Origin of the sequence: Croceimicrobium sp., assembly GCF_965228705.1 — a bacterium.
Classification (GTDB): domain Bacteria; phylum Bacteroidota; class Bacteroidia; order Flavobacteriales; family Schleiferiaceae; genus Croceimicrobium.
The window spans coordinates 3,207,573-3,232,079 of sequence record NZ_OZ245832.1; the positions used below are offsets into that span (position 1 = coordinate 3,207,573).

Annotated in this window: 23 protein-coding genes; 12 read left to right on the forward strand and 11 right to left on the reverse strand. The window is 45.0% G+C overall.

The annotated features are described in order from the left end of the window. Positions 1-21: 21 nt before the first annotated feature. Positions 22-1,737, forward strand: a complete 1,716-nt coding sequence (locus ACO05P_RS14290; RefSeq protein WP_421751854.1) for a Na/Pi cotransporter family protein — start codon at positions 22-24, stop codon at positions 1,735-1,737. Here ACO05P_RS14290 and ACO05P_RS14295 read toward each other — a convergent pair whose 3' ends face one another. Then, positions 1,738-2,268: a hypothetical protein gene (locus tag ACO05P_RS14295; RefSeq protein ID WP_421751856.1), complete on the reverse strand. Its 531-nt coding sequence runs from the start codon at positions 2,266-2,268 to the stop codon at positions 1,738-1,740. A gap of 54 nt (positions 2,269-2,322) precedes the next feature. Here ACO05P_RS14295 and ACO05P_RS14300 point away from each other — a divergent pair, with 54 nt between their 5' ends. Both ACO05P_RS14300 and ACO05P_RS14305 read left to right on the forward strand, forming a co-directional pair. After that, on the forward strand, positions 2,323-3,294 hold the full coding sequence (locus tag ACO05P_RS14300; RefSeq protein WP_421754918.1) for an acyl transferase: 972 nt from the start codon (positions 2,323-2,325) through the stop codon (positions 3,292-3,294). Between the two features lie 46 nt (positions 3,295-3,340). Further along, positions 3,341-4,090, forward strand: coding sequence for a hypothetical protein (locus ACO05P_RS14305; RefSeq protein ID WP_421751858.1), 750 nt, complete (start codon positions 3,341-3,343; stop codon positions 4,088-4,090). On the opposite strand, the gene tyrS is transcribed toward ACO05P_RS14305, so the two are convergent. Continuing rightward, positions 4,087-5,376, reverse strand: a complete 1,290-nt coding sequence (gene tyrS / locus ACO05P_RS14310) for a tyrosine--tRNA ligase (RefSeq protein WP_421751860.1) — start codon at positions 5,374-5,376, stop codon at positions 4,087-4,089. The two genes, ACO05P_RS14305 and tyrS, sit on opposite strands and share 4 nt — an antisense overlap. A gap of 84 nt (positions 5,377-5,460) precedes the next feature. Here tyrS and ACO05P_RS14315 point away from each other — a divergent pair, with 84 nt between their 5' ends. Continuing rightward, positions 5,461-6,474, forward strand: coding sequence for an NAD-dependent epimerase/dehydratase family protein (locus ACO05P_RS14315; protein WP_421751862.1), 1,014 nt, complete (start codon positions 5,461-5,463; stop codon positions 6,472-6,474). On the opposite strand, the gene ACO05P_RS14320 is transcribed toward ACO05P_RS14315, so the two are convergent. The 8 genes from ACO05P_RS14320 to ACO05P_RS14355 all read right to left on the reverse strand — a co-directional run bounded on the left by ACO05P_RS14320 (position 6,471) and on the right by ACO05P_RS14355 (position 14,691). Continuing rightward, positions 6,471-6,866 (reverse strand): DUF4296 domain-containing protein, encoded by a 396-nt coding sequence (locus ACO05P_RS14320; protein WP_421751864.1) that lies wholly within the window; start codon positions 6,864-6,866, stop codon positions 6,471-6,473. The genes ACO05P_RS14315 and ACO05P_RS14320 overlap by 4 nt on opposite strands. Further along, on the reverse strand, positions 6,856-8,196 hold the full coding sequence (locus ACO05P_RS14325; protein ID WP_421751866.1) for a dihydroorotase: 1,341 nt from the start codon (positions 8,194-8,196) through the stop codon (positions 6,856-6,858). Before ACO05P_RS14325 ends, ACO05P_RS14320 begins: the two co-directional genes overlap by 11 nt. Before the next feature lie 10 nt (positions 8,197-8,206). After that, a complete protein-coding gene (locus ACO05P_RS14330; protein WP_421751867.1) occupies positions 8,207-8,935 on the reverse strand; it encodes a polyprenol monophosphomannose synthase in 729 nt (242 codons plus the stop codon). Between the two features lie 190 nt (positions 8,936-9,125). Beyond that, positions 9,126-10,154, reverse strand: a complete 1,029-nt coding sequence (locus tag ACO05P_RS14335; RefSeq protein WP_421751869.1) for an alpha/beta fold hydrolase — start codon at positions 10,152-10,154, stop codon at positions 9,126-9,128. Between the two features lie 2 nt (positions 10,155-10,156). Further along, positions 10,157-11,068: a hypothetical protein gene (locus ACO05P_RS14340; RefSeq protein ID WP_421751871.1), complete on the reverse strand. Its 912-nt coding sequence runs from the start codon at positions 11,066-11,068 to the stop codon at positions 10,157-10,159. Positions 11,069-11,219: 151 nt separating this feature from the next. Continuing rightward, the gene (locus ACO05P_RS14345) at positions 11,220-11,972 is read right to left on the reverse strand and encodes a succinate dehydrogenase/fumarate reductase iron-sulfur subunit (RefSeq protein ID WP_421751873.1); all 753 of its coding nucleotides are present in this window, start codon (positions 11,970-11,972) and stop codon (positions 11,220-11,222) included. Between the two features lie 17 nt (positions 11,973-11,989). Next, complete coding sequence (locus ACO05P_RS14350) at positions 11,990-13,990, reverse strand: fumarate reductase/succinate dehydrogenase flavoprotein subunit (protein WP_421751874.1); 2,001 nt, start codon at positions 13,988-13,990, stop codon at positions 11,990-11,992. A gap of 11 nt (positions 13,991-14,001) precedes the next feature. Next, the gene (locus tag ACO05P_RS14355) at positions 14,002-14,691 is read right to left on the reverse strand and encodes a succinate dehydrogenase cytochrome b subunit (protein WP_421751875.1); all 690 of its coding nucleotides are present in this window, start codon (positions 14,689-14,691) and stop codon (positions 14,002-14,004) included. A 158-nt stretch (positions 14,692-14,849) separates the two neighbouring features. Here ACO05P_RS14355 and ACO05P_RS14360 point away from each other — a divergent pair, with 158 nt between their 5' ends. From ACO05P_RS14360 to ACO05P_RS14370, 3 genes are all read left to right on the forward strand, one after another. Then, positions 14,850-16,139, forward strand: coding sequence for an aminopeptidase P N-terminal domain-containing protein (locus ACO05P_RS14360; RefSeq protein ID WP_421751876.1), 1,290 nt, complete (start codon positions 14,850-14,852; stop codon positions 16,137-16,139). Further along, positions 16,139-16,948, forward strand: coding sequence for an alpha/beta fold hydrolase (locus tag ACO05P_RS14365; protein WP_421751878.1), 810 nt, complete (start codon positions 16,139-16,141; stop codon positions 16,946-16,948). Before ACO05P_RS14360 ends, ACO05P_RS14365 begins: the two co-directional genes overlap by 1 nt. A 291-nt stretch (positions 16,949-17,239) precedes the next feature. Then, positions 17,240-18,172, forward strand: coding sequence for a hypothetical protein (locus ACO05P_RS14370; protein WP_421751880.1), 933 nt, complete (start codon positions 17,240-17,242; stop codon positions 18,170-18,172). Here ACO05P_RS14370 and thiL read toward each other — a convergent pair whose 3' ends face one another. After that, a complete protein-coding gene (gene thiL, locus ACO05P_RS14375; RefSeq protein WP_421751882.1) occupies positions 18,173-19,222 on the reverse strand; it encodes a thiamine-phosphate kinase in 1,050 nt (349 codons plus the stop codon). Between the two features lie 129 nt (positions 19,223-19,351). Here thiL and ACO05P_RS14380 point away from each other — a divergent pair, with 129 nt between their 5' ends. Genes ACO05P_RS14380 through ACO05P_RS14400 form a run of 5 tightly spaced genes read left to right on the forward strand, consistent with a single transcriptional unit; the run spans position 19,352 to position 24,504 of the window. Beyond that, positions 19,352-19,681: a HesB/IscA family protein gene (locus ACO05P_RS14380; RefSeq protein WP_210757294.1), complete on the forward strand. Its 330-nt coding sequence runs from the start codon at positions 19,352-19,354 to the stop codon at positions 19,679-19,681. A gap of 21 nt (positions 19,682-19,702) precedes the next feature. After that, positions 19,703-21,145 carry a Fe-S cluster assembly protein SufB gene (gene sufB / locus ACO05P_RS14385; protein ID WP_421751884.1) on the forward strand — a complete coding sequence of 481 codons (1,443 nt, stop codon included), beginning with the start codon at positions 19,703-19,705 and terminating at the stop codon, positions 21,143-21,145. A gap of 19 nt (positions 21,146-21,164) precedes the next feature. Continuing rightward, positions 21,165-21,920 (forward strand): Fe-S cluster assembly ATPase SufC, encoded by a 756-nt coding sequence (sufC, locus tag ACO05P_RS14390; RefSeq protein WP_421751886.1) that lies wholly within the window; start codon positions 21,165-21,167, stop codon positions 21,918-21,920. 12 nt (positions 21,921-21,932) lie between these two features. After that, on the forward strand, positions 21,933-23,252 hold the full coding sequence (gene sufD / locus ACO05P_RS14395; protein WP_421751888.1) for a Fe-S cluster assembly protein SufD: 1,320 nt from the start codon (positions 21,933-21,935) through the stop codon (positions 23,250-23,252). Positions 23,253-23,262: 10 nt separating this feature from the next. Continuing rightward, entirely contained in the window at positions 23,263-24,504 is a 1,242-nt protein-coding gene (locus ACO05P_RS14400; RefSeq protein ID WP_421751890.1) for an aminotransferase class V-fold PLP-dependent enzyme, read from the forward strand. Positions 24,505-24,507 lie beyond the last annotated feature (3 nt).

Here is a 24,507-nt window from a genome sequence, read left to right on the forward strand (position 1 = left end):
TCCTTTTTTAAGCTTATGAATTTGGCTGACTTACTCTATAATATTCTTTCCCTGATTGGAGCCTTAGGCTTGTTCATCTTCGGAATGAAGGTGATGAGCGAGGCTATTCAGAAATTTGCCGGGGCTCGATTGCGCAGAACCTTGCGTGCTATGACCTCTCACAAATCCTGGGGGGTATTAACGGGTTTTGGAGTTACAGGAATTTTACAATCTTCCTCTGCAACCACGGTTATGATTATCAGCTTTGTGAATGCAGGATTAATTACCGTAGAGCATTCCGTGGGCTTAATCATGGGGGCCAATGTGGGTACTACGGTTACCGCTTGGCTGGTGTCGGTTTTGGGGATGGGGAAATTATCGATCAGTCAGCTTTCTTTGCCAATTCTGGCTTTTGGCTTTCCTATGCTCTTTTTAGCTAAGGCTAAATTGCGTTTATATGGAGAGGCGATTTTCGGATTTGCCATTCTATTTATTGGCTTATCCTTTATGCGGGAATCAATGCCCGCCTGGCAAGAGAATAGCTTCTTGCTAAACTTCTTACAGCAATATGAGTTCATCCAAGGGGATTGGTTACAGAATGTGGGTGTAAGCTTCCTATTTGTTGGCCTGGGGATGCTGGCTACTTTCTTATTACAGTCTTCCAGTGCTGCTATGGCCTTAACCTTGGTGTTTACTGCCAATGGTTTAATCTCTTTCCCATTGGCAGCGGCTATTATTTTGGGAGAGAACATTGGTACTACCTTCACTGCCAATATCGCGGCAGTAGTTGGGAATGTGCATGCTAAGCGTTCCGCACGGACGCATTTTCTCTTTAACTTCTTAGGGGTGATTTGGGCGGTATTATTGATTGGCCCCTTCCTCAATGTAATTGCCTATCTCAGTGATATACTCTTCGGGGCAAACCCCATGGATAATGACCAGGTTATTCCTTTGGCCTTGAGCTTATTCCATACCACTTTTAACCTGCTAAATCTGCTTATCTTCTATAACCTGGTGCAGTTTCTGGTTAAGGTTGCCACCTGGATGGTGCCCTCACGCAGTAGCGAAGATGAGCTCTTTAGCCTGGACTATATCGGCAGCAGCCTATTGGCTACGCCTGAGCTCTCCATGATTGAAGCTCGAAAAGAATTGGTGAAGTTCGCCGATCTTATTCGCAAGGCCTATAAATTTATTCCACTCCTGATTACGGAAATGGACGAAAAGAAGCTGGAGTCTTATGTGGCTAAGCTTCAGAAGTATGAGGATATTTCGGATCGGATGGAAATGGAGATTTCCAATTACCTCAGTAAGGTGAGTCAATCGGATTTAAGTGCCGAAGGATCGGGTCGAGTGCGCAGCATGTTGCATGTAGCCAATTATTTAGAGCGTATTGGCGATATCTACTTAGAAGTAAGTAGGAATCTTACCAATCGCAAACAACAAAAGGCTTATTTCACCCCGGAAATGCGCAATAGCGTAATGCAGTTATCCGAATTAGTGTCTCGTAGTTTAGACCTGATGGTGAAAAATGTGGACGCTGAGGAAAATCAAAGTTTCTACGAGGAGGCTCGTAAGGTAGAACGCAATGTAAACGAGCTTTTTAGTCGTTTAAAAAGTGATTATATCGATAAAGTAGAGAAGGGTAGATACCGTATTCAGAGCGGGATGTACTATTCCGATCTTTTAGCAGAAATGGAGCGCATTGTAGATCACGCTACCAATGTAAGTAGCGCTATCCATCAGAGCTATAAGTACTAATTAATCTATGGCGATAGGTTTCCCGATTATTCGGGAGCTTTCATGCCCGGCTCGGTCTATCAATAGAAATTCAAAGCGAATCGAATCGGTATTGAATACCGGGAAATTGGCATAGTCGAAGGGAGTGGTTATTTCCCCTTCCAGGGTTTTATTTTGCCCGGTAGGGGTGAGGTTAGGTAAGATGTTGTGGAAAGGCAGGCAGCTGTCTTGTGGGTTTATTTCGCGGAATTCGCCATTCACCTGTTCATAGTAGTAAATAAAGAGGTCATAGCGCTCTAAGAAGCGTTCGTAATTATCCAGATCACAGGTGTCGGAGCTATTTTCGTCTTCGCGGCCAATATCTCCATCACCATCGGTAAAATAAACGGTAAGGTCTATAACCCGTCGGTTATCGGCAGTATCACCCAGATAACGAAAGCTCGCTTTACGCCAGCTTAGGCTGGGAACATCACCAAATTTTTGATTTTGTTCGCAGGCAATGATCAGAAACAAACTGAGGCTCGCGAGGATAAGTATCTTTGTGAAGCGCATTGGCATATGTTTACAAACGTACAAGAAGCGAATAAAATTTCCGCTTACCAAGGTATAAAAGAGACGCTAGGCTCGGGAGAAAAGTTGGAATTTGAAAAGGCCGCAATGGACTTATTTCAAATTCAATACAAGCATAATCCTGTTTACCGGCAATGGTGTGACTATGTGAAAGGAACTCCAGACCGGGTAAATAGCCTGGAAGACATCCCATTTTTACCCATCGGTTTCTTCAAACAAAAACAGCTTAGCATTTTTAAAGCGGAACCCGAATTGTTTTTCCGCAGTTCCGGAACCGGAGGCTATGGCCAAAGTAAACATGCGGCTTATGATCCCGATTTTTACGATCTCCGAACCCAAAGAATTTTTGAAGCCACTTATGGACCCATTCAAGAACTTTGTGTCTTAGCCCTTCTGCCCGCTTATCTGGAGCGTGAAGGATCTTCATTGGTGCGCATGGCTCAGCACTTTATTAATTTAAGTGGCGATCCTGATAGTGGCTTTTACCTGCATAATTTAGAAGCTTTGGCAGATAAGCTTAAAGCCAAGCAAGCAGCTGGAAAAAAGATTTTATTACTGGGCGTAAGCTTTGCTTTATGGGACCTGGCTGAGCAATTTCCTCAGAATCTATCCGGTCAAATTATTATGGAAACCGGAGGTATGAAGGGCCGACGTAAAGAGTTAATTCGAGCGGATTTGCATCAGATATTTAAAGGGGCCTTTCAAGTTGATGCTATTCATTCTGAATATGGAATGACAGAGCTTTTTTCGCAGGCTTATAGTCGGGGAGATGGGCTCTTTTACCCACCCGATTCCATGCGGGTTTATAGTCGAGAAATGGAAGATCCATTTAGCAGGGCATCCTTTGGTAAAACCGGTGGGCTCAACATTATCGATCTGGCCAATATGGATACTTGCGCCTTTATTGAAACCCAGGATTTGGGTCGTTGTTATGAAGATGCTAGTTTCGAAGTTTTAGGACGCTTTGATCGCGCTGAGGTGCGTGGTTGTAATCTTATGATTGGCTAACCAACTAAAAAACTGCTTTTAACGTTTTATGAGCGAATTGATTAATATGAAAAGAACCATTCTCCTTCTTAGTTTTTTAGCGGTATTTACCGGCTATTCATTGGAAGCTCAAATTTTGGAAGAAAAGGCCCAGTTCTCCGAAAAGGCCCGTGGCTCTGCCATTTTTGAGCTGAACGCTGGTGAACATATCTACACTTATGAGCCAGAAGATGGCTGGTATAAGGCGCGCAAAAAAGTGTTTTTGAAACCAGCGGATGTAGCAGATAATCGTCTTTCGGCCGGAGCAGCCTTTTATGATGAGGAAGGGGCAAAAATTGGCCAGGCTTTGGAAGCTCTGCGTTTATATGATATCGATACCCTGAAAGGATTTCGCAGTGATACTCGTCTTTGCGCAGTAGTACAAGGATATGTTTTCGAAACTAAGATTGAAGATGGTAGTATCCCTGAAGAAGAGATTTCCAAAATTTTAGCCTTGAAGAACCGCAGTGAGCAACAAGAGCGATTTGCGGAACTTTGGGAGGCCAACGATGCGGAATCACGCGAGTTTGAAGGCTTTGAAGCCCAGGTAATTTATGAAACCGATAAGGTGAGCTCCGAGCAAAAAGACTTCCGCCTTATCGTTGTATTCCGCGGCTCTAGCCCTTATACCATTATCACCAATGATCATACGGTAGAAATAGAGAAGATCAAAGAATTCGTGGAAGACGGAGACTTTAAAATCTACTATTTCTATAAAGTAAGTGATTCGCAAAAAGAGGTGATGGAAGATATCATCTATACCTTCCTCGCTCTTTAATTTACGCGCACTAAAAAATAGTTCTTCTTGCCTTTTTGTGCTAGGATAAATTTACCGGCAATCAGATCCGCTTCACCGATCTTTTTGTCCATCCCTACCTTGCTCTTATTAATGCTTACACCATTGGCTTGAACCATTTTACGGGCCTCACCTTTAGAAGGGAAAATATTGGTTTCCTCAGCCAGGAAGTTTACAATTTCGGGTTCAGTAGCTAGCTGAGCTGCACTGATTTCGAATTGGGGAACTCCGCTGAAAATATCCAATAAGGTTTCTTCATCCAGATCGCGCAGATCTTCCTCAGTACTTTTTCCAAACAGGATTTGGGAAGCCTTAATGGCCTTATCCAGGGCGTCTTTTCCATGCACCATGGTGGTTACCTCTTCTGCCAGGCGATTTTGCAATTGGCGGAGATGCGCTTCGGCTTGATGTGCCTCAACCAGGCTAACAATTTCCTCCTTGCTTAGCATGGTGAAAATCTTGATATAGCGCTCGGCATCAGCATCCGAAGTATTGAGCCAAAACTGGTAAAACTTGTAAGGGCTGGTGTATTTGGCGCTTAACCAAACATTGCCTTCTTCGGTTTTCCCAAATTTTCCTCCATCTGCCTTGGTTATCAAGGGACAGGTTAAGGCAAATGCCTCACCACTTTCTTTACGACGAATGAGCTCCGTTCCGGTGGTGATGTTTCCCCACTGGTCTGATCCGCCCATTTGCAATTTGCAATTGAACTCACGGTAAAGGTGCAGGAAGTCGTATCCCTGAACCAATTGGTAGGTAAATTCGGTAAAAGACATGCCTTCACCTTCGCCACTCAAGCGTTTCTTAACCGAATCCTTGGCCATCATGTAGTTCACAGTAATGTGCTTCCCTACATCGCGAATGAAATCCAGAAAGCTGAATTCCTTCATCCAATCGTAGTTGTTCACCAATTGAGCGGCATTGGGGGCATCACTATCGAAATCCAGGAAGAGGGCTAATTGAGCCTTGATGGCATCTTGGTTATGGCGAAGAGCGGCTTCGTCGAGCAGATTACGTTCCTTGCTTTTTCCAGAAGGATCACCAATCATACCTGTGGCTCCACCAACTAAGGCCAGAGGACGGTGACCGGCATTTTGGAAATGACGCAACATCATAATACTCACCAGGTGACCGATATGCAAGGAGTCAGCGGTTGGGTCGATACCCACATAGGCTGAAGTCATTTCTTTAGCTAATTGCTCCTCAGTACCGGGCATGGCATCATGCAACATCCCGCGCCAGCGTAATTCTTCTACAAAATTGCTCATCCGAAAATATTTTCCTCGCAAAATTATAGCATTGCCCTTAGAGGGCGGGCATTAAAGCGGGATAATTAACTTCGCAAAAAAAAGATGTTGCATACCGTAAGTGGCGCTACCGGATTAGTGGGTTCACATTTAGTGCACCGACTGCTCAAAGAAGGCAAGCAGGTAAGGGCCTTACACAGGGCTTCTTCAGACCGCAGCTTAGTGGAGCGCATCTTTGCCTATTATGGCGATAATTTGTCTGATTTCCAGATGAATCTGGAATGGAAGGAAGCCGATCTCCTGGACCCCATTGAGGTAGACGAGGCAGTGCTTGGAACCTCCATCTTTTACCATACCGCTGCAGTTGTATCCTTTGATCCCCGCGATGAAAGAACCTTAATTGAGGGAAACCGTAAGATTACGGCTCATGTGGTGAATTCGGCTTTGCATCATCAAGTTTCCCGCTTTATACATGTGAGCAGTGTAGCAGCTTTGGGTCGAAAACCGGATCAACATGAGTTTGACGAGGAAAGCTATTGGGTAGAAACTAAGGAGAACTCGAATTATGCCAAGGGTAAATACGCCGCTGAAATGGAAGTTTGGCGGGGTATTGAAGAGGGCTTATCGGCTGCGATGGTAAACCCTTGTATCATTTTGGGCCCAGGAACCTGGAATGATGGATCAGCGGCTATTTTCAGAAATATCGCTGAGGGATTTAAGTTCTATACTCAGGGGATAAACGCCTATGTTGACGTTCGTGATGTGGTAGAGGCCCTGTGCATTTTAGCGGCCGGAGAACAAAAGGAACGATACATTATTGCGGCGGAAAACCGAAGCTATCAATCTTTATTCACAGAAATTGCTAAAGCCTTGAAGGTGTCGCCTCCCAGTTTGGAAGTAAAGCCCTGGTTGGCGGGAATTGCCTGGCGTTGGGAAGCTTTGAAAAGTAAAATCACCGGCTCTAGGCCTTTAGTGACAAAGGAAACAGCTCGCACTGCTCAGGGGAAATACTATTATAAGAATGATAAGGCGCGCCGTGAGCTTGGGATAGAGTTTAGGGATATTAATAGCAGTGTTGCTTTTATCGCTGAATGCTATCGCCAAGATTTTCCCGTTTAGGAATCTGCCTCTTTTTCATTGTCCTCCTCGGCACCATTGGCTTGTACTTCGGAACTCAGTTTAGTGAGGTTGGTTAGTACCTCTTCGTACATCAGGTCCATGCGTTCAGCATTACGGCTGTAAAAGCGGAAAGAGCTATCGTAAATTTCAGGGCTAATTTGATACTTTTTCCATAGCACATCGTAATGATCCTTAGCACTTAAGCTATCTCCTAAAACTTTGGTGCCAATGCGGGCGCCTTCAATAATGTGTACGTCGGTGAGCATTTTCACCATTTTATCCTCGGGGATTACCCAATCAGGAATGTCTTCCGATTTGGGTGGGGCATCGGGTCCGCAGGCTTGTAAAAAGCTTAAGCCAATCAGGATGAGGATAATGCGTTTAACGATCAAATTCGAGGCGTTGTGCAGCTTTGGTTTCAAGGACCTTGCCATTTTCATAAACCAGGGCGCCATTCACGAAAGTGTGGGAAACCCTAGCTCTAAAGGTGGTGCCTTCGAATGGAGACCAGCCACATTTATAGAGAATGTTCTCTTTGGCCACACGCCAGGGGCGACTAGGATCCACAATAGTTATATCAGCCCAATAGCCTTGGCGTAAGAAGCCACGATCTTTGATGTTGAAGATCTTGGCAGGATTATGACAGGCTTTTTCTACTAATAATTCAATGGGCAATTTTTCATCCCGTACAAATTCCATCATCGCCGGAAGGAAGTGCTGAACCAAGGGACCACCGCTGGGAGCCGAGGTGTAGGGATTGTTCTTCTCTTCGAGAGTATGAGGAGCATGATCAGTGGCTAATACATCAATACGACCATCGATAACCGCTTCTAAAATGGCGTCGCGATCAGAAGCTTCTTTAACCGCTGGGTTCCATTTAATATGACTGCCCTTTTGCTTATAGTCTTCACGGCTAAACCAAAGATGGTGCACACAGGCTTCAGCGGTAATCAATTTTTCTTCGAGGGGAACATCCTTTTCGAATAAATCACATTCATCTGCCGTGCTTATGTGGAATACGTGCAAACGGGTATTGTGCTTTTTAGCCAGTTCTACCGCCATGCTGGAAGAAAGCAGGCAAGCCTCGCGACTGCGGATATCCGGATGCATTTCCATTGGGATATCGTCGCCATATTCTTCCATGGCTTTAGCCAAATTGGTGCGGATGGTTTCTTCGTCTTCGCAGTGGGTAATTACCGGAACTGGCGATTCGGAAAAAATCAATTCCAGGGCCTTGCGATCATCTACCAGCATATTGCCGGTACTGCTGCCCATAAATACTTTTACACCGGGTACTTTGGTGGGATCTAATTTGCGGATCTCATCAATATTATCATTGGCACCCCCTAAGTTAAAGCCATAATTGGCCCAGGACTTTTCAGCTGCCAGAGCGTATTTCTCTTCCAACTTCTCGATAGTTGTGGCTGCAGGTTTGGTATTGGGTTGCTCGATATAGGAGGTAATTCCACCGGCCACAGCGGCGCGAGATTCACTGTAAATATCGCCTTTGTGAGTTAAGCCGGGTTCGCGAAAATGCACTTGATCGTCAATGATACCGGGTAATACGAATGATCCCGCGGCATCGATTATGGTAGTGTCGCTATCGCGCTGACTTAGGTTCTGATCAATCTTCACGATACGGCCCTCAGCAATGTAGAGGTCGCGTTCCTGAACTTCGCCTTCGTTTACGAGGCGTGCATTTTTAATCAGAAATTTTTTCATTGAAAAAATGCTATTGATGGCGTCTGAGTAGACTTCGGAGTTTAAGTTTCAAGACCCCAAAGATAGCTTCATTGATGATGCCTGTGCTCATCTTGGAGTTACCTAAGGTTCGGTCGGTAAAAATCACTGGAACTTCTTTGATTTTGAAGCCCAGCTTATAGGTGATGAATTTCATTTCAATCTGGAAGGCATAGCCCACAAATCGAATTTTAGCGAAATTGATTTTTTCAAGTACTTCCCGGCGGTAGCAAACAAAACCGGCGGTGGTATCTTCTACGGGAATCCCCAAAATAATTCGGACATAACGAGAAGCAAAGTAGCTCAGTAATACTCGGCTCATAGGCCAGTTTACCACATTTACGCCTCTTACATAACGCGAGCCCACCGACATGTGATAGCCTTCATCTTTGCAGGCGGCATACAGTTTTTCGAGATCGTGAGGATCATGCGAAAAATCGGCATCCATCTCAAATACGAATTGATAAGGATGCTCCAGCGCCCATTTAAAACCGGCTATATAAGCGGTGCCTAAGCCTTGTTTTCCCGCCCTTGGAAGAAGGAAAAGCTTATGCTCATATTCACCCTGCAGGTGCTTAACAATGTCTTGGGTACCATCCGGGCTGTTGTCATCTACGATCAAGACGTGGAAATCGGTACGCAAAGCGAATACCGTACGGATAATTCGCTCGATGTTTTCCTTCTCGTTGTAGGTTGGTATAATGACTAATGCCTCAGACAAGTCGTAATGATTTAAGGAGGGCAAAAATAAGTATTAATGTTCTATCAACTGAGCCTTTAACGCATTATTAGGGGCCTTAGTCTTTGTGAAAGAAAAAGGCCATATGCTCAAAGACTGCGGTGAACACTAAGACAAGGAATATGCCCTAATACTAAGGAAATAAGCTTGGCTAGCTAATTTGGATCGATTATCAATTATTCTGCAATAGGAAGCGGCGTACATGCTCTTGGTACATTTCAGCTTGACTAATTAAAATGGCATGTCCCGCATTATTAATAATCTCTAATCGGGAATTTTTAAAGAGTTTCAAGTATTCTTTAGTAAAGCCCCAGGCTTGATTATCGCATTGGCCTCTAAGAATCAGTATTGGTAGATCTACTTCTCCAAGTAGGTTTCGTCTGTCTTCTACGCTATTGAAACTTTGGATAGTCATCAGATGACTGTAGTAGCCACTGCCTCCTGGAAAGTGTCCTGCTTCAGAGCCATTGCAAAACGTGGACTTACTGAGTTCCTGATTGAGGTAGGTAAAAAAAGCATCGACCTCTTCATCCGAGGCTAGCTTTGATTGGAAGCGATGCGCATACTTTAAAATGAGGCGAGCACGCCAATTATAACATTTGTCGATAGCATCCCGGTTACTGAATTCAGGTGTGATTAAATGTAGGCTATCGGGAGGGCTTTGTTCCGCCAATTCATGGCGAATAGGTAGAATAGGACCGGGGCCATCCAGAATCATGCTTTGCACTCGCTCGGGATAATCTTGCAAAAAGTTTACGGCTAATAAACAGCCCCAGGAATGAGCGGCCAAGATTACTTTTTCGGCCCCGATCTCATCAATAATGGCGAGGAGATCGGCTTGATGTCTTTGTACACTGTATGCACTGATGTCCTCTAATCGGGCAGAATGCCCCGAACCAATTTGATCGTAGAAATAAAGTGAATGCCCAAGCTCAGCTAAGGGTTTTAGGGTGGCGATAGCTTCATCTTTAATTAAGCCTCCCGGGCCACCATGTAAATAAATGATGGGTGAATTTTGGATTTCACCACTGGCAGGAATTGTGTAATAAGCAATACGGGAACCGGTTTTAAGCTGCCAGAATTGTGTGCCAGTTCGCTCTTGGATGGCTGCTACCTCATAGCTGCGGGGCCAGAGAAAAACGGCCATTATAAGTAGGAAAGAGACCAGACCCAGGCTAAGGATAATTCGTTTTAATCGCATTCTCAATAATAGCTGTAACTAAAAACGTAGCGAAAAACGATCTCCGTGCCATCAAAACTTAGGAGCTCGGATTTTTCCAGTTCATGGACAATTTCTTCCTCTCTAAACATATCCTGATGATAATGTTTTAAGCCCTTGAACATCTTGAAGCGTTCGAAGAAATTTTCACTGCGGAAGGGATCCCAAATCAAACCATTGAGCTCATTAATTACCATGCCGGTGCTGTCGACATCATAAGTCTCGATCTTGGCTTCTTCTGTCTCGCCCTTTACATATTCGGAATAGATAAAACGCTGGGGCTTGCCCTGATCGGATATCCATTGATACGTACGTTGAGATTGAATTTCATCATTTTGATACCAGGTTTCACTGCGTAGATCCAGAAGCGTATCGTAGAGGTAGATCATTTTAGATTTATACTTCCCATAGCCACGGTACATGATGCTCTTGTACACGATAGAGTCCGGGCGGCTATACAGTTCCGAGTTCAAAACACCTCGATCCCAGGAAGGGATATACCAATTGCCATCTTCCGTTTTAACTACCTCAGTCTTACTGATGACTTCCCCACTCATCCCAGTGCTTGAAACCTCCATTATTCTGCCTAGCGAATCATAAAGTAGCACCTCTTTTTTATAGTAAGAGCCATCTTCTTTGGGACCATGATATACGGAGTCGATTAATCCACGATCATTAAAAAAGTAAGTGATTAAAATGGCTTCCGAGCGTTGAAAATCGGGATCTAAGGCCTCGGGCTTGCCCATTTTTTCCTGCCGCAAGGCAATCTTTTGCACCGAAATGGATTTGACTTTCGCGGCTGCCAATACCTGAGGCTTGGGAAGAAAATATTGGGCTTGAATGGGGTTAATGGCCAGGAAGCTGATTAGGCAAATGAGTATCTTAAAGGTTTGCATAGGAAACAGCAATTGCTTCGGAAGATAGGTAATTCTGGTAGGCATATTAATTCCGTTAAATTGACATGCATTGATTGTAAAAAGAAAACCCGACCAAAAGGCCGGGCTTCTCAAATCTATAGTCTAAATTCTATCGTCTAGAATCTAATTCCTACTTCGTGCTGGTTAAGCTTGCTCCCAGATACTCGCGGTTCATGCGGGCAATGTTTTCCAGAGAGATTTCTTTTGGACATTCTTCGGCGCAAGCCCCAACATTGGAACAGTTACCAAAGCCTTCCAAATCCATTTGGTTTACCATGTGTAATACGCGATCCTTCGCTTCCACCTTACCTTGAGGTAAAAGGGCTAATTGCGAAACCTTGGCCGATACGAAAAGCATGGCCGAGGCATTAGGGCAAGCGGCCACACAGGCACCACATCCAATACAGGTAGCTGCATTGAAAGCTTCATCGGCATCTGCCTTAGGTACTGGAATGGCGTTGGCATCCAAAGTATTTCCAGAGGTATTCACATTTACATAACCACCAGCCTCGATGATGCGGTCAAAAGCACCACGATCTACCGAAAGGTCTTTGATTACCGGGAAAGCACGGGCTCTCCAAGGCTCAATGAAAATGGTATCCCCATCCTTAAACTTACGCATGTGTAACTGGCAAGTAGTAGTGGCATTTTCGGGGCCATGAGGCTCACCATTAATATGAAGAGAGCACATTCCGCAGATTCCCTCACGACAGTCGTGGTCGAATACTACGGGATCATCACCCTTATCGATCAACTCTTCATTCAGTTGATCCATCATTTCGAGGAAGGAGCTGTCGGCACTCACGTTTTTAATCGCGTAGTCCTTAAGTTCTCCTTTGCTATTTTGGTTGGCTTGACGCCAGATTTTTAATTTCAGATCCATGAGCAATGTTTTAATGATTACTTGTAACTACGGGTTTTCAATTCCACATTATCGAAGATCAGATCTTCTTTAACCAGTTCGGCGTCCTTAGGTTCGCCATTGTATTTCCAGGCGGATACGAAGGCGAAATCATCATCGCGACGTAAGGCCTCACCTTCCTCGGTTTGGAATTCTTCGCGGAAGTGACCGCCACAAGATTCTTCACGAGTTAAGGCATCCATACACATCAGTTCACCTAATTCCATAAAGTCGGCTACTCGCATCGCTTTGTCTAGTTCAGGGTTCATTTCCATCGCTCCACCAGGAACGCGAACCTTTTGCCAGAACTCAGCACGTAAAGCTTGAATTTCGCTGATCGCTTCTTTCAAACCTTCCGCATTACGAGCCATACCACACTTGTTCCACATTATGTGACCCAATTTCTTGTGGTAGTAGTCCACGCTATGCTCACCGGCAGTGTTCATCAATTTATCGATGGTTCCTTTTACTTCGGCTTCCGCCTGTGCGAAGGCTTCGTGATTGGTGTCTATAGCACCGGTACGAATTTCGTCGGCCAAGTAATCACCAATAGTGTAAGGAATTACGAAATAACCATCAGCTAATCCTTGCATCAGAGCAGAAGCTCCCAAGCGGTTAGCACCGTGGTCGGAGAAGTTGGCTTCACCCAGAGCAAAGAGACCGGGTACGGAAGTCATTAAGTTATAATCTACCCAAATACCACCCATAGTATAGTGTACTGCTGGGTAAATCATCATTGGGGTTTCGTATGGATTGTCGTCCACAATCTTTTCGTACATCGCGAAGAGGTTACCATATTTGGCTTCCACTACTTCTTTACCCATTTTGCGAATTTCTTCCGCACTAGGGTTTTCGATGCCTTTAATATTGGCTTCGGTTTTCCCATAACGCTCAATCGCCGCAGCAAAATCGAGATATACCGCTTCACCGGTAGCGTTCACACCATAACCTTCGTCGCAACGCTCTTTAGCAGCACGAGAGGCCACATCACGAGGCACCAGGTTACCGAAGGAAGGATAACGACGCTCTAAATAGTAATCGCGTTTTTCTTCGGGAAGGTCGGTTGGCTTCAATTTACCCGCGCGAATTGCTTCGGCGTCCTTGATATCTTTAGGTACCCAAATACGACCATCATTACGAAGCGACTCACTCATCAGCGTAAGCTTAGACTGATGCTCGCCCGAAACTGGAATACAAGTAGGGTGAATTTGAGTAAAGCATGGGTTGGCGAAATGTGCGCCTTTGCGGTGTGCCTTCCAGGCCGCAGAACCATTAGATCCCATGGCATTGGTAGAAAGGAAGAATACGTTTCCGTAACCACCAGAGGCTAATACTACCGCGTGGGCACCATGGCGTTGAATTTCGCCAGTTACCAGGTTACGGGCAATGATACCGCGTGCTTTGCCATCGACCATTACGATCTCCAGCATTTCGTGGCGGTTGTACATCTTTACCTTACCCTTAGAGATTTGGCGGCTTAGGGCCGAATAAGCTCCTAATAATAATTGCTGACCGGTTTGACCTTTAGCATAAAAGGTACGGCTTACCTGCACCCCACCGAAAGAACGGTTATCGAGGTTGCCACCGTAATCGCGGGCGAAAGGAACACCCTGAGCAACGGCCTGGTCAATAATATTGGCCGATACTTCCGCTAGGCGGTATACATTGGCCTCACGAGAGCGGTAGTCGCCCCCCTTAATGGTATCGTAGAAAAGACGGTAAACAGAGTCACCATCATTCTGGTAGTTTTTGGCAGCATTGATACCCCCTTGTGCAGCAATCGAGTGTGCACGACGAGGAGAATCCTGGAAGCAAAATGCTTTTACATTGTAGCCCATTTCCGCTAAAGAAGCAGCGGCAGAGCTACCAGCCAATCCCGTTCCAACAACAATAACATCGATATTCCTTTTGTTGGCAGGGTTTACCAATCGAATATTGGCTTTGTGGTTTTGCCACTTCTTCTCGAGTGGCCCCTCTGGAATTTTCGAATCTAAGATCATGGAGATTGCGTTTAGTTTTTAGCCATTAAAATGAATACCGGAATGATCGCGTACAAAAGCGGAACGATCACTGAGAAAGCGTAGCCCAGTTTTTTAATGGCTGGGGTATAGCGTTTGTGGTTGAGGCCAAAGGTTTGGAAGGCGCTCGCGAAACCGTGCCATAGGTGGAAGGCTATGGCCGCCATGGAGAGAACATATAAAAGAACCATAATCATTCCGGCGCTGCCGTCCTGATAGGTTTTTATTACCACTGCTGCCAGGTTTTTGTTGCCTTGAGCATCGGTGCCAATTTCACCCCAGTGCATTACATACCAGAATTGGCTCATGTGCAATACGATGAATACTAAAATAATGGTGCCTAATAGACCCATATTACGAGAAGCCCAAATCGAATTGCGGTTGGGTTTCCAACTGCGATAGCGCTCGGGGCGAGCTTTGCGATTTTGCATCGCCAGGTAAATACCGTCTACCGCGTGAAACAAAATGCTGAAGTATAGCAAGTAACTCACGATCTTAATCAAAGGGAAAGTCGTCATGAATTTTGCATACGCGTTGAACTTTTCCTGACCTTCAACGCTGAGGTCCAGTAGTTGCAGGTTACCCAGGAGGTGGACGATCAAGAAGCTGATTAAGAACAGCCCGGTGAGCGACATCCAGTATTTCTTTGCGATGGATGAACCTAAAATCCCTGATTTTGCCATAGTTAGTATTAGCCGATTGTGTTTAGGCAAATTTAAGAAGCGAGGCCGATTCACCAATAAGGGTCTTTATTTAGAATGATTAAACAAAAGGCCTTCTTTTGAGGCTCTTTAAGCCGTTGCTTAATTTCTAACTTTGCGGAAATCTCAAAAAAATATACATGCGTTACGATCCTATTGACCCGCAACTGTTTATCAGCAATCGAAAACGCTTTATTGAGCATTTACCGGCGGGAGCACTCGCGGTTTTTAATGCCAACGATATTATGCCTACCAATGCTGATGGTACCTTGCCCTTAGTTCAAAATCGTGATCTCTTCTATCTCAGCGGGGTAGACCAAGAAGAAACGATCTTGGTATTATTTCCCGATGCCTATAATCCGGCTCATCGAGAAATTCTATTCGTAGTAGAAACAAATGAACATCTGGCCCGCTGGGAAGGCGCTAAGCTTAGCCAGGATCAGGCTACTAAGCAAACCGGCATTCAAACGGTATTCTGGTTAAGTGATTTTGAAAAGGTCTTTAAAGACTTGATGTCGCAAGCCAAAACGGTATTCCTTAATAGCAATGAGCATTTACGTGCCAGTAGTCCGGTAGAAACCCGCGACCAGCGTTTCCGTAAATGGATTATGGAGCAGTATCCTATGCATCACTACGATCGCAGTGCTCCTATCATGCATCGTCTGCGCGCTATTAAATCGCCTATCGAAGTGGAAATCATGCGTAAAGCTTCGGCCATTAATACCAAGGCTTTTAATCGCGTATTGAAGTTCTTGAAGCCTGGGGTGATGGAATACGAACTGGAAGCGGAGTTTATCCATGAGTATAAGCGCAATGGTTCTCCCGACTTCAGTTACACCCCCATTATTGCTTCCGGTGCCAGTGCCTGCGTTTTACATTATATCGAGAATGATAAGGAGTGTAAGGATGGCGACCTGGTTTTATTCGACTGCGGGAACTGGTATGCTAATTATGCTAGTGATGTTACCCGTTGTTTTCCGGTAAATGGTCGTTTTAGCGATCGCCAGAAACAGGTGTACAATGCCGTTCTACGGGTGATGAAGGCTTCCATGGAATTACTGTGTCCCGGAAATCAATTGCATGAATACCACAAAGAAGTAGGCGAATTAATGACTAAGGAACTCTTAGACCTTAAATTAATTGATGCCATTGATGTGAAAAATCAAGATCCAAACTGGCCTGCCTATAAGAAGTACTTCATGCATGGTACTTCACATTATATCGGTTTAGATGTGCACGATGTAGGTCTGTGGACGGAGAAAATGGAGGCGGGAAATGTCTTTACCTGTGAGCCGGGCATCTACATTCCTGAAGAAGGAATTGGTATTCGTATCGAAGATGATATTGTGATCGGAGAAAAGGAAAACATCAATCTTACTGCCGGTATTCCTAAGGAGGTAGAGGAGATTGAAGAAATGATGAATAGCTAATGCACACCTTTGAGTTCCGCTATAAAGGAGCTCGCTTTGTAGCTGAAGAAGAGGGTAGAGGGCCGGCCGTGATATTCTTGCATGGCTTCCTTGAAAGTCGCAATATGTGGAAGACTTTGTGGCCGCAACTCCCCAAGACCATCCGCAAGATTAGCTTGGACTTACCCGGACATGGCGACTCCGAAAACCTGGGCTATATCCATAGCATGGAGGAGATGGCCGAAGTGGTGATGGCCCTGGTGCATCGCCTTTCGCTGCGCAAGGTTTTTCTGGTGGGGCATTCCATGGGAGGTTATGTGGCCTTGGCTTTCGCCGAAAGGTACCCCGATAATATCCGGGGTATGGTTCTGATGAACTCTAATAGTCGAGCAGATTCGGATGAGAAAAAGCTGAATCGCGATCGGGCTATTGCCCTGGTAAAGCAAGATCCACAGGCTTATATCCGCACTGCCGTACCCATGCTTTTTAGTGAAGCTAATCGCAAAAGTCTACGCAAGGAGGTGAATGCAGCTAAGAAGGATGCTTTGCGAACTTCGGCACAAGGCGTTGTGGCGGCCTTGGAAGGAATGAAAATTCGGGCCGACCGAGAGGCGATTCTGGCCTTTGCGCCCTATCCGATTTTATTTGTGGCCTCGCGGAAAGATCCTGCTTTGGATTTTGAGATGCTGCAAGAGCAATTGGAGCATCATGCGGTCCAAGGCTTGATTTTGGAAGAAGGTCATATGTCGCATTTCGAAGAGCCGGAAAAGCTTATTCCAGCCTTCAAGCATTTCTTAAAAGAACCCCTAAAAAAGCCCTTACTGCGATAGTAAGGGCTTTTTAGTATTTGGCGAAGCGATCACCAGATTGCTTTTTTTCATTGGTAAAATATCCCACTGAATCAGCAAAATTGTACTTATAGTTCAATTATTAAGACTCTTGAATTTTTTATTTCCCCAAGCCTCATTCCTTTCTAAGAGGCTTGGGCTAAGGTCTTTCGGCCTTGCTTCTTTAGTCTAAGCTTTTATATTTGTCCAAGGTACCCCCATAACTGGATCGCTTTCTGGCAGCTTCTGCCTGTGAAGTGAAAATTAAAGCGCAGAAACTGTAAAATGGGGGCAATGAAATTTCAAAGCGAGGTGATGGACGCCTTGCGCAAGGGTATCGGTCAGGATGATACGGTTATCAAATGGTTGCAAGACATTTTAGATGTCGATTATAGCACCGCTCGTCGAAAAATGATCGGCGAAACCAAATTGAGTTTGGAGCAATTTGGACAGATCATTTACAATTATCCCCACATATTGGAGCTGGCTTTTAAGAGCATATTACGTCCCAATACCTTTATTACACACTATAGTAGTTTTCGCAGCCGTCAAGAGTTGGAGGCCTATCTAAAAGGGATTATCAAGCGCTTTGAAACGGCTTTGAAGCACAATAGTGTTTTGAAATATGTGGCTAGGGATCTACCCTTATTTTTCTTTTTGGCCGATCGGCGTTTAGCGGAATTTAAGATCTCCCTTTGGACCAATCAACTAAAAGGCGGAGGGGTACAAAGGCTCAATATCGAGACTTATACCCTGTGCTGGGAGGTCTTTCGCTTGTATCAGCATTTAAGCAGCGTAGAGATTTGGAATCGCAATGTGCTGGAAAATCAATTTCAAATGATTGAATGGTATTGCAGTCTCAATAGTATCGATCAGTATTACCGTCGCGATATCTATGAAATTATGGAAGCCAAGCTCCTCGATTATAAAGATTGGAGCATCAAAGGGCAAAAATCGAATGGAGGTAAGATCGATTTGCTCTTCACGGATTTCCTCACCATGAACAATGGGGGGATGCTGGAATCGCCTAACCTTCGGCTTTTGATGACAGCCTTGAGTAATGCCAATTTCGTCACCTTTCGGGATGCCGGTTTATGCGCCCATTTTAATGATGAGTTTGAACTGCATCGGTCCTATGCCACTTCCGTAACCTGCTGTAATGAGCTGGAAAGGGAGCGGATTTTTAATGGAATGTTGGCCTATCTCCGTGAACGGAGGGGAGACTAATTAATCCTGATCCTGTTGCAGGGCGTTCCAACCTTGTGCCTGCAATGGAACTTCAGCGCCATCGCGAGCTACTAAGTTGGTGCCGGCAGCCTTTTCGCACATGTGACCAATTACCGTAAGGTGCGGATTGCCTTTAATTTTATCGTGATCTTCCAAAGGAATAGTGAAGAGCAATTCATAATCCTCACCGCCATTAAGGGCAATGGTAGTAGAGCTGATTTTAAACTCTTCACAAAGTTTCAAGATTACCGGATCTACGGGAATTTTCTCTTCATAAATGCGCACCCCTAAATCAGATGCCTTGCAAAGATGTAGGGCTTCCGAGCTCAGGCCGTCACTAATGTCGATCATAGAAGTAGGTTGAACGCCTAATTTCTCCAATAATTCAGGAATGTCTTTGCGCGCTTCAGGCTTTAATTGCCTTTCAATTGGGTAACTGTATTCGCTTAGGTCGGGTTGCGCATCAGGATTGGATTTGAAAACCGTTTTTTCTCTTTCCAAAACCTGTAGACCCATATAAGCACCACCCAAATCACCACTTACTACTAACAGATCATTTTCTTTGGCGCCACTGCGTTCGGTTACCTTGTTTTCATCTACTTCACCAATGGCGGTGATGCTTAGGATTAAACCGGAATAAGAAGAGGTGGTATCGCCACCAACTAAGTCCACTTCAAAAATTTCGCAGGCATGGCGAATGCCCTCATATATTTTGTCCAAATATTCAATTCCGAAGCGATTGCTCACCGCGATGTTTACGGTAATTTGAGTAGGACGAGCATTCATGGCGTAGATGTCGGATAGATTAACCGCCACCGCCTTATAACCTAAATGCTGAGGTGGAATATAGCTGAGGTCGAAGTGAACACCTTCAACCAGCATATCGGTAGAAACAACTGTTCTCCCACTTAAAAATTCGAGGATGGCAGCATCGTCGCCAATCCCTTTGATAGTGGAGCTTTGCTTAATTGGGAAATCGCGGGTTAAACGTTCAATTAAACCGAATTCACCCAGATTGCTGAGACTTGAAAATTGTTCTTCTTGTTCCATGCGGCAAAAGTACAATTGTTTTCGGCCCTAAATGTCTTCGATATTTTCGATGAATCATTGCTTAGGCTTTTCCTCAAGCCGCGACTAATCCTTACCTTTGCATTAATTTTGACTAATTCTAAATAGCTCATGATCAAAGTGTCAGATACAGCAAAGCAGCGTATAAGCGGCTTAATGGGGGAGAGCGGAAAGAGCCTGGAAGATACCTACGTTCGAGTAGGGGTGAGCAGCGGCGGTTGCAGTGGCTTGTCGTATAAGCTGGATTTCGATCAAGAAATGAAGGAAAGTGATAAACTTTTCGAGGATCAAGGCGTAAAGATTTTGGTAGATAAAAAGAGTTTTCTCTACTTGGTGGGAACCACCCTCGAGTATAGTGGAGGGCTTAATGGAAAAGGGTTTTCGTTTAACAATCCCAATGCATCTCGTACCTGTGGATGCGGTGAAAGTTTTGCGGTTTAAAAACAGGCTGAAAACCAGAAGATGAAGACAGAAGAAAGTTATTTGGAAGAGGTTACGGCCTCGGAATACAAATACGGTTTTTATACCAATATTGAAGCCGATAAGGTGCCTCCGGGTTTAAGCGAGGAAGTGATTCGTATTATTTCCGCTAAAAAGCAGGAACCCGAGTGGATGACGGAATGGCGCTTGGATGCCTATCGGAAATTTTTGAAAATGACCGAGCCAAAATGGCCCAATGTTACCTATCCGGAACCCGACTTACAGGCCATTTCCTATTATTCGGCGCCCAAGAAAAAGAAGGAATTGGATAGCCTCGATGAGGTGGATCCCGAATTATTGAAAACCTTCGAAAAGCTCGGTATCTCTCTCGAAGAGCAAAAGCGTTTGAGTGGGGTAGCCATGGATGTGGTAGTAGATTCCGTATCGGTGAAAACTACCTTCAAAGAGAAATTAGCCGAATTGGGCATCATCTTTTGCTCTATGTCGGATGCCATTCAGGAACACCCTGAATTGGTGCAAAAATATTTGGGTACCGTGGTGCCTAAGTCCGATAACTATTATGCCGCTCTAAACTCGGCCGTGTTTACCGATGGTTCTTTCTGTTATATTCCAAAAGGGGTGCGTTGCCCTATGGAGTTGAGTACCTATTTCCGTATTAACGAAGCGGGTACCGGACAGTTTGAACGTACCCTGGTTATTGCCGATGAAAGCAGTTATGTGAGTTACCTCGAAGGTTGTACCGCCCCCATGCGTGATGAGAATCAATTGCATGCCGCGGTGGTAGAATTAGTAGCCCTGGATAATGCAGAGATTAAATACTCTACCGTTCAAAACTGGTATCCTGGTAATAAAGAAGGTAAAGGCGGGGTGTATAACTTCGTTACCAAAAGGGGAATGTGTGAGCGCAATGCCAAAATTTCCTGGACTCAGGTGGAAACGGGATCGGCAGTTACCTGGAAATACCCTTCTTGCATTTTGAAAGGAGAAAATTCGGTAGGTGAATTTTATTCAGTGGCTGTAACCAACAACTACCAGCAGGCCGATACCGGAACCAAGATGATTCACCTGGGTAAGAATACCAAGAGTACCATTATTTCTAAAGGTATTTGTGCCGGACATTCCAATGGTAGCTACCGAGGTTTGGTACGCATTGGCTCGCGGGCCGAAAACGCTCGTAACTTTTCGCAGTGTGATTCCCTCTTAATGGGTAATGGCTGTGGATCACACACCTTCCCATATATCGAAACCCAAAATAAGTCGGCCAAAGTAGAGCACGAGGCCACTACTTCGAAGATTGGGGAAGATCAAATCTTTTATTGTAACCAGCGTGGTATTGGCGAGGAAGAAGCCATTGCCCTGATTGTAAATGGCTACTGTAAAGACGTCTTAAATCAATTGCCGATGGAGTTTGCAGTGGAAGCACAGAAGTTGCTGGCCATTAGCTTAGAAGGATCGGTAGGATAATATTTTTGAATAAATCAGCATGTTAAAGATCAATAACCTTCAGGCCGGAATTGAAGGCAAAGAAATATTAAAAGGCATCGACCTTGAGGTGAAAGCCGGAGAGGTTCACGCCATCATGGGACCTAATGGTTCAGGGAAAAGTACCCTATCTTCGGTAATCGCCGGACGTGAGGACTATGAAGTGAGCGGCGGAAGCATCGATTTCGAAGGCGAAGACCTTCTTGATTTAGGTGCCGATGAAAGAGCCCACAAAGGTATTTTCCTTTCTTTCCAGTATCCGGTAGAAATCCCTGGGGTTACCGTAACGAACTTTATTAAAACCGCCATCAACGAAAGTCGCAAGGCCCGAGGTGAGGAGCCCATGCCCGCCAATGTGATGTTGAAGAAAATGCGCGAGAAAATGGCTTTGCTCGAAATCGACAATGCCTTTTTAAGTCGTAGCCTTAACGAAGGTTTCTCCGGTGGTGAAAAGAAACGTAATGAGATCTTCCAAATGGCCATGTTGGAACCCAAATTGGCGATCTTGGATGAGACCGACTCCGGTTTGGATATCGATGCCCTGCGCATTGTGGCTAACGGAGTAAACAAGTTAAAGAGCAAGGATAATGCGGTGATCATAATTACCCACTATCAGCGCTTGCTCGATTACATTGTGCCCGATTATGTGCATGTTTTGCACAAGGGTAAGATTGTGAAAAGCGGCGATAAGAGCCTGGCCCTCGAATTGGAAGCCAAGGGTTACGATTGGTTGAAAGAAGGAGCGGTTGAAGCTTAAAAAGGAAAAGACGTGGAAGCATTAAAAGACAAACTCGAGTCCTCCTTCCTGGTCTTTGAGAACGAACTCAACGGCGAGGCGGAAGGTCCCATTCATACGCGTCGGCGCGAAGCCTTCGAACGCTTTGTGAAATCCGGCTTTCCTACCAAGCGCGATGAGGAGTGGAAATACACCAATCTGAAGCCAGTATTGAAACCTGATTTTCGCGTTTTCGTGAACGATGAAAATACGGTTGACTTCAGCAGCATCAAGCGCTTTTTTCTGAATGATGTAGATACCTATAAACTGGTTTTCATTGATGGCTATTACAGCTCTTGGTTAAGTGAAACTACCCATCAGGGTTTCGACATCTGTACCTTCAGCAATATGCTTACGAAGTACAAGGATGTGGCGGAGCAATACTTTGGTAAGGCCTTACCCGAGAATGAAGCGATGGCCTCCGTGAATACAGCCTTTGCTCGCGAAGGTGCCTTCATCCGCATTAAGCGCAATGTAACGGTAGATAAGCCCGTTGAAATTATCTTCATTACTACCGATCATGGGGTGGCTACTTTGGCCCAACCTCGAAATTTGGTGGTGGTAGAAGAGAATGCAGAAATTACCATTCTGGAGCGTCATCAAAGCTTGAGCGAGCAGTCGGTTTTAACCAATACGGCTACCGAAATTTTCGCTTTGCGCGATTCACGCCTCAATTATTATAAGATTCAGAATGATGCTAAAACCGCATCATTGATCGATAGCACTGCCGTGCGTCAATACCGTGGCAGTAATGTTACCATGGGAACCTATTCTTTCGGGAATAAGTTTATCCGTAACAATTTGAACTTCTTCCTCGAAGAAGAACATACCGAAAGCCATATGGATGGTATTACCGTAATTGATGAAGGTCAAACGGTAGATCATCATACCCTAGCCGATCATAAAGTGCCCAATTGTTATTCCGACGAATTGTATAAAGGTATTTATGATGCTAATGCCCATGGTGTATTTAATGGTAAGGTGATGGTGCATCCACATGCCCAAAAAACCAATGCATTTCAGCAGAATAATAATATCCTGCTTACCGATAAAGCTTCCATCGATACCAAGCCCCAGCTTGAGATTTTTGCCGATGATGTGCAATGTTCGCACGGCTGTACCATTGGTCAATTAGATGAAGAAGCTATGTTCTACTTACGTTCACGCGGGATTCCTGAAAAAGAGGCCAAAGCTTTATTGCTTTATGCCTTTGCGAATGATGGTCTGCGTAATGTGAAAATCCCGGCTCTGCGGAAGAAGTTAAACCGTCAGATTGCCAAGAAATTGAACGTAAACCTCGATTTCGAACTATAAGCATCCCGATATGATCAGCAATCCAGTGGCTCATTTTCCAATTGAAAAGATCAGGGCGGACTTTCCGATTCTTGATCAGGAGGTAAATGGCCGGCCTCTGGTGTATTTTGATAATGCGGCAAGCACTCAAAAGCCTCGTCAGGTTATTGAGGCTATTGATCAGTATTATTCGACCATCAATAGTAACGTGCATCGCGGGGTTCATCATTTAAGTCAAAAGGCCACCGATGCCTTCGAGGCCTCTCGTGAAACCGTCCGCGCTCACCTAAACGCCGCCCATAGCTATGAGGTGCTCTTTACCAAGGGTACTACCGATAGCATCAATTTGGTGGCCTCTTCTTTATCCCAAGGCTTAATTAGGGCCGGAGATGAAATTCTGGTTTCCCATCTGGAGCATCACAGTAATATTGTTCCCTGGCAAATGCTTTGTGAACGCACGGGTGCCCAATTGAAGGTGATTCCCATGAATGATAAAGGGGAACTTTTAATGGAGGATTATCGCCAATTACTAAATGAGCGAACCCGATTGGTGGCGGTGAATCATATTTCCAATGCTCTGGGAACCATTAACCCCATTGCTGAAATGACTCGCCTGGCTCATGAAGCGGGGGCTTGGATTTTGGTAGATGGCGCTCAGGCGGTACCGCATATGAAGGTAGATGTTCAAAGTTTGGATGTCGATTTCTATTGCTTCAGTGGCCATAAATTATTTGGTCCTACCGGAATTGGCGTGCTCTATGGCAAGGAAGCTATTTTGGAAGAAATGCCACCCTATCAAGGGGGAGGCGAAATGATTGCCGAAGTGACCTTTGCTAAAACCACTTACGCCAGCTTGCCCCATAAATTTGAGGCGGGTACTCCACATATTGAAGGAGGAATTGTTTTGGGAAGCGCCATCGACTATGTGAATGATATTGGCTTAGAGGCCATTGGAGCTTATGAGCAAGAGCTTTTGCAATATGGAACTCAACTATTAAAAGAGCGCTTTCCGGAACTCCGCATATTGGGTGAGGCCGAGCAAAAAACTTCGGTGATCTCCTTTTTATTAGGAGATATTCATCCCTATGATACCGGCGTGATCCTCGATAAACTTGGGGTAGCGGTGCGAACCGGTCACCATTGTACTCAACCGATTATGCAGCATTTTGGTATTCCCGGAACCATCCGCGCCAGTTTTGCTTTTTACAATACTAAAGCCGAGATCGATCGCCTGGCTGATGCTCTCGAAAAAGCCCAAGCAATGCTTTCTTAGCCT

Bases quoted from the DNA above. Each gene is read 5' to 3' on its own strand.
- ACO05P_RS14295 (WP_421751856.1), bottom strand. From the start codon at position 2,268: ATGCGCTTCACAAAGATACTTATCCTCGCGAGCCTCAGTTTGTTTCTG.
- ACO05P_RS14305 (WP_421751858.1), top strand. From the start codon at position 3,341: ATGAAAAGAACCATTCTCCTTCTTAGTTTTTTAGCGGTATTTACCGGC.
- tyrS (WP_421751860.1), bottom strand. From the start codon at position 5,376: ATGAGCAATTTTGTAGAAGAATTACGCTGGCGCGGGATGTTGCATGAT.
- ACO05P_RS14315 (WP_421751862.1), top strand. From the start codon at position 5,461: ATGTTGCATACCGTAAGTGGCGCTACCGGATTAGTGGGTTCACATTTA.
- ACO05P_RS14325 (WP_421751866.1), bottom strand. From the start codon at position 8,196: ATGAAAAAATTTCTGATTAAAAATGCACGCCTCGTAAACGAAGGCGAA.
- ACO05P_RS14335 (WP_421751869.1), bottom strand. From the start codon at position 10,154: ATGCGATTAAAACGAATTATCCTTAGCCTGGGTCTGGTCTCTTTCCTA.
- ACO05P_RS14340 (WP_421751871.1), bottom strand. From the start codon at position 11,068: ATGCAAACCTTTAAGATACTCATTTGCCTAATCAGCTTCCTGGCCATT.
- ACO05P_RS14345 (WP_421751873.1), bottom strand. From the start codon at position 11,972: ATGGATCTGAAATTAAAAATCTGGCGTCAAGCCAACCAAAATAGCAAA.
- ACO05P_RS14350 (WP_421751874.1), bottom strand. From the start codon at position 13,990: ATGATCTTAGATTCGAAAATTCCAGAGGGGCCACTCGAGAAGAAGTGG.
- ACO05P_RS14355 (WP_421751875.1), bottom strand. From the start codon at position 14,691: ATGGCAAAATCAGGGATTTTAGGTTCATCCATCGCAAAGAAATACTGG.
- ACO05P_RS14360 (WP_421751876.1), top strand. From the start codon at position 14,850: ATGCGTTACGATCCTATTGACCCGCAACTGTTTATCAGCAATCGAAAA.
- ACO05P_RS14365 (WP_421751878.1), top strand. From the start codon at position 16,139: ATGCACACCTTTGAGTTCCGCTATAAAGGAGCTCGCTTTGTAGCTGAA.
- ACO05P_RS14370 (WP_421751880.1), top strand. From the start codon at position 17,240: ATGAAATTTCAAAGCGAGGTGATGGACGCCTTGCGCAAGGGTATCGGT.
- thiL (WP_421751882.1), bottom strand. From the start codon at position 19,222: ATGGAACAAGAAGAACAATTTTCAAGTCTCAGCAATCTGGGTGAATTC.
- ACO05P_RS14380 (WP_210757294.1), top strand. From the start codon at position 19,352: ATGATCAAAGTGTCAGATACAGCAAAGCAGCGTATAAGCGGCTTAATG.
- sufB (WP_421751884.1), top strand. From the start codon at position 19,703: ATGAAGACAGAAGAAAGTTATTTGGAAGAGGTTACGGCCTCGGAATAC.
- sufC (WP_421751886.1), top strand. From the start codon at position 21,165: ATGTTAAAGATCAATAACCTTCAGGCCGGAATTGAAGGCAAAGAAATA.
- ACO05P_RS14400 (WP_421751890.1), top strand. From the start codon at position 23,263: ATGATCAGCAATCCAGTGGCTCATTTTCCAATTGAAAAGATCAGGGCG.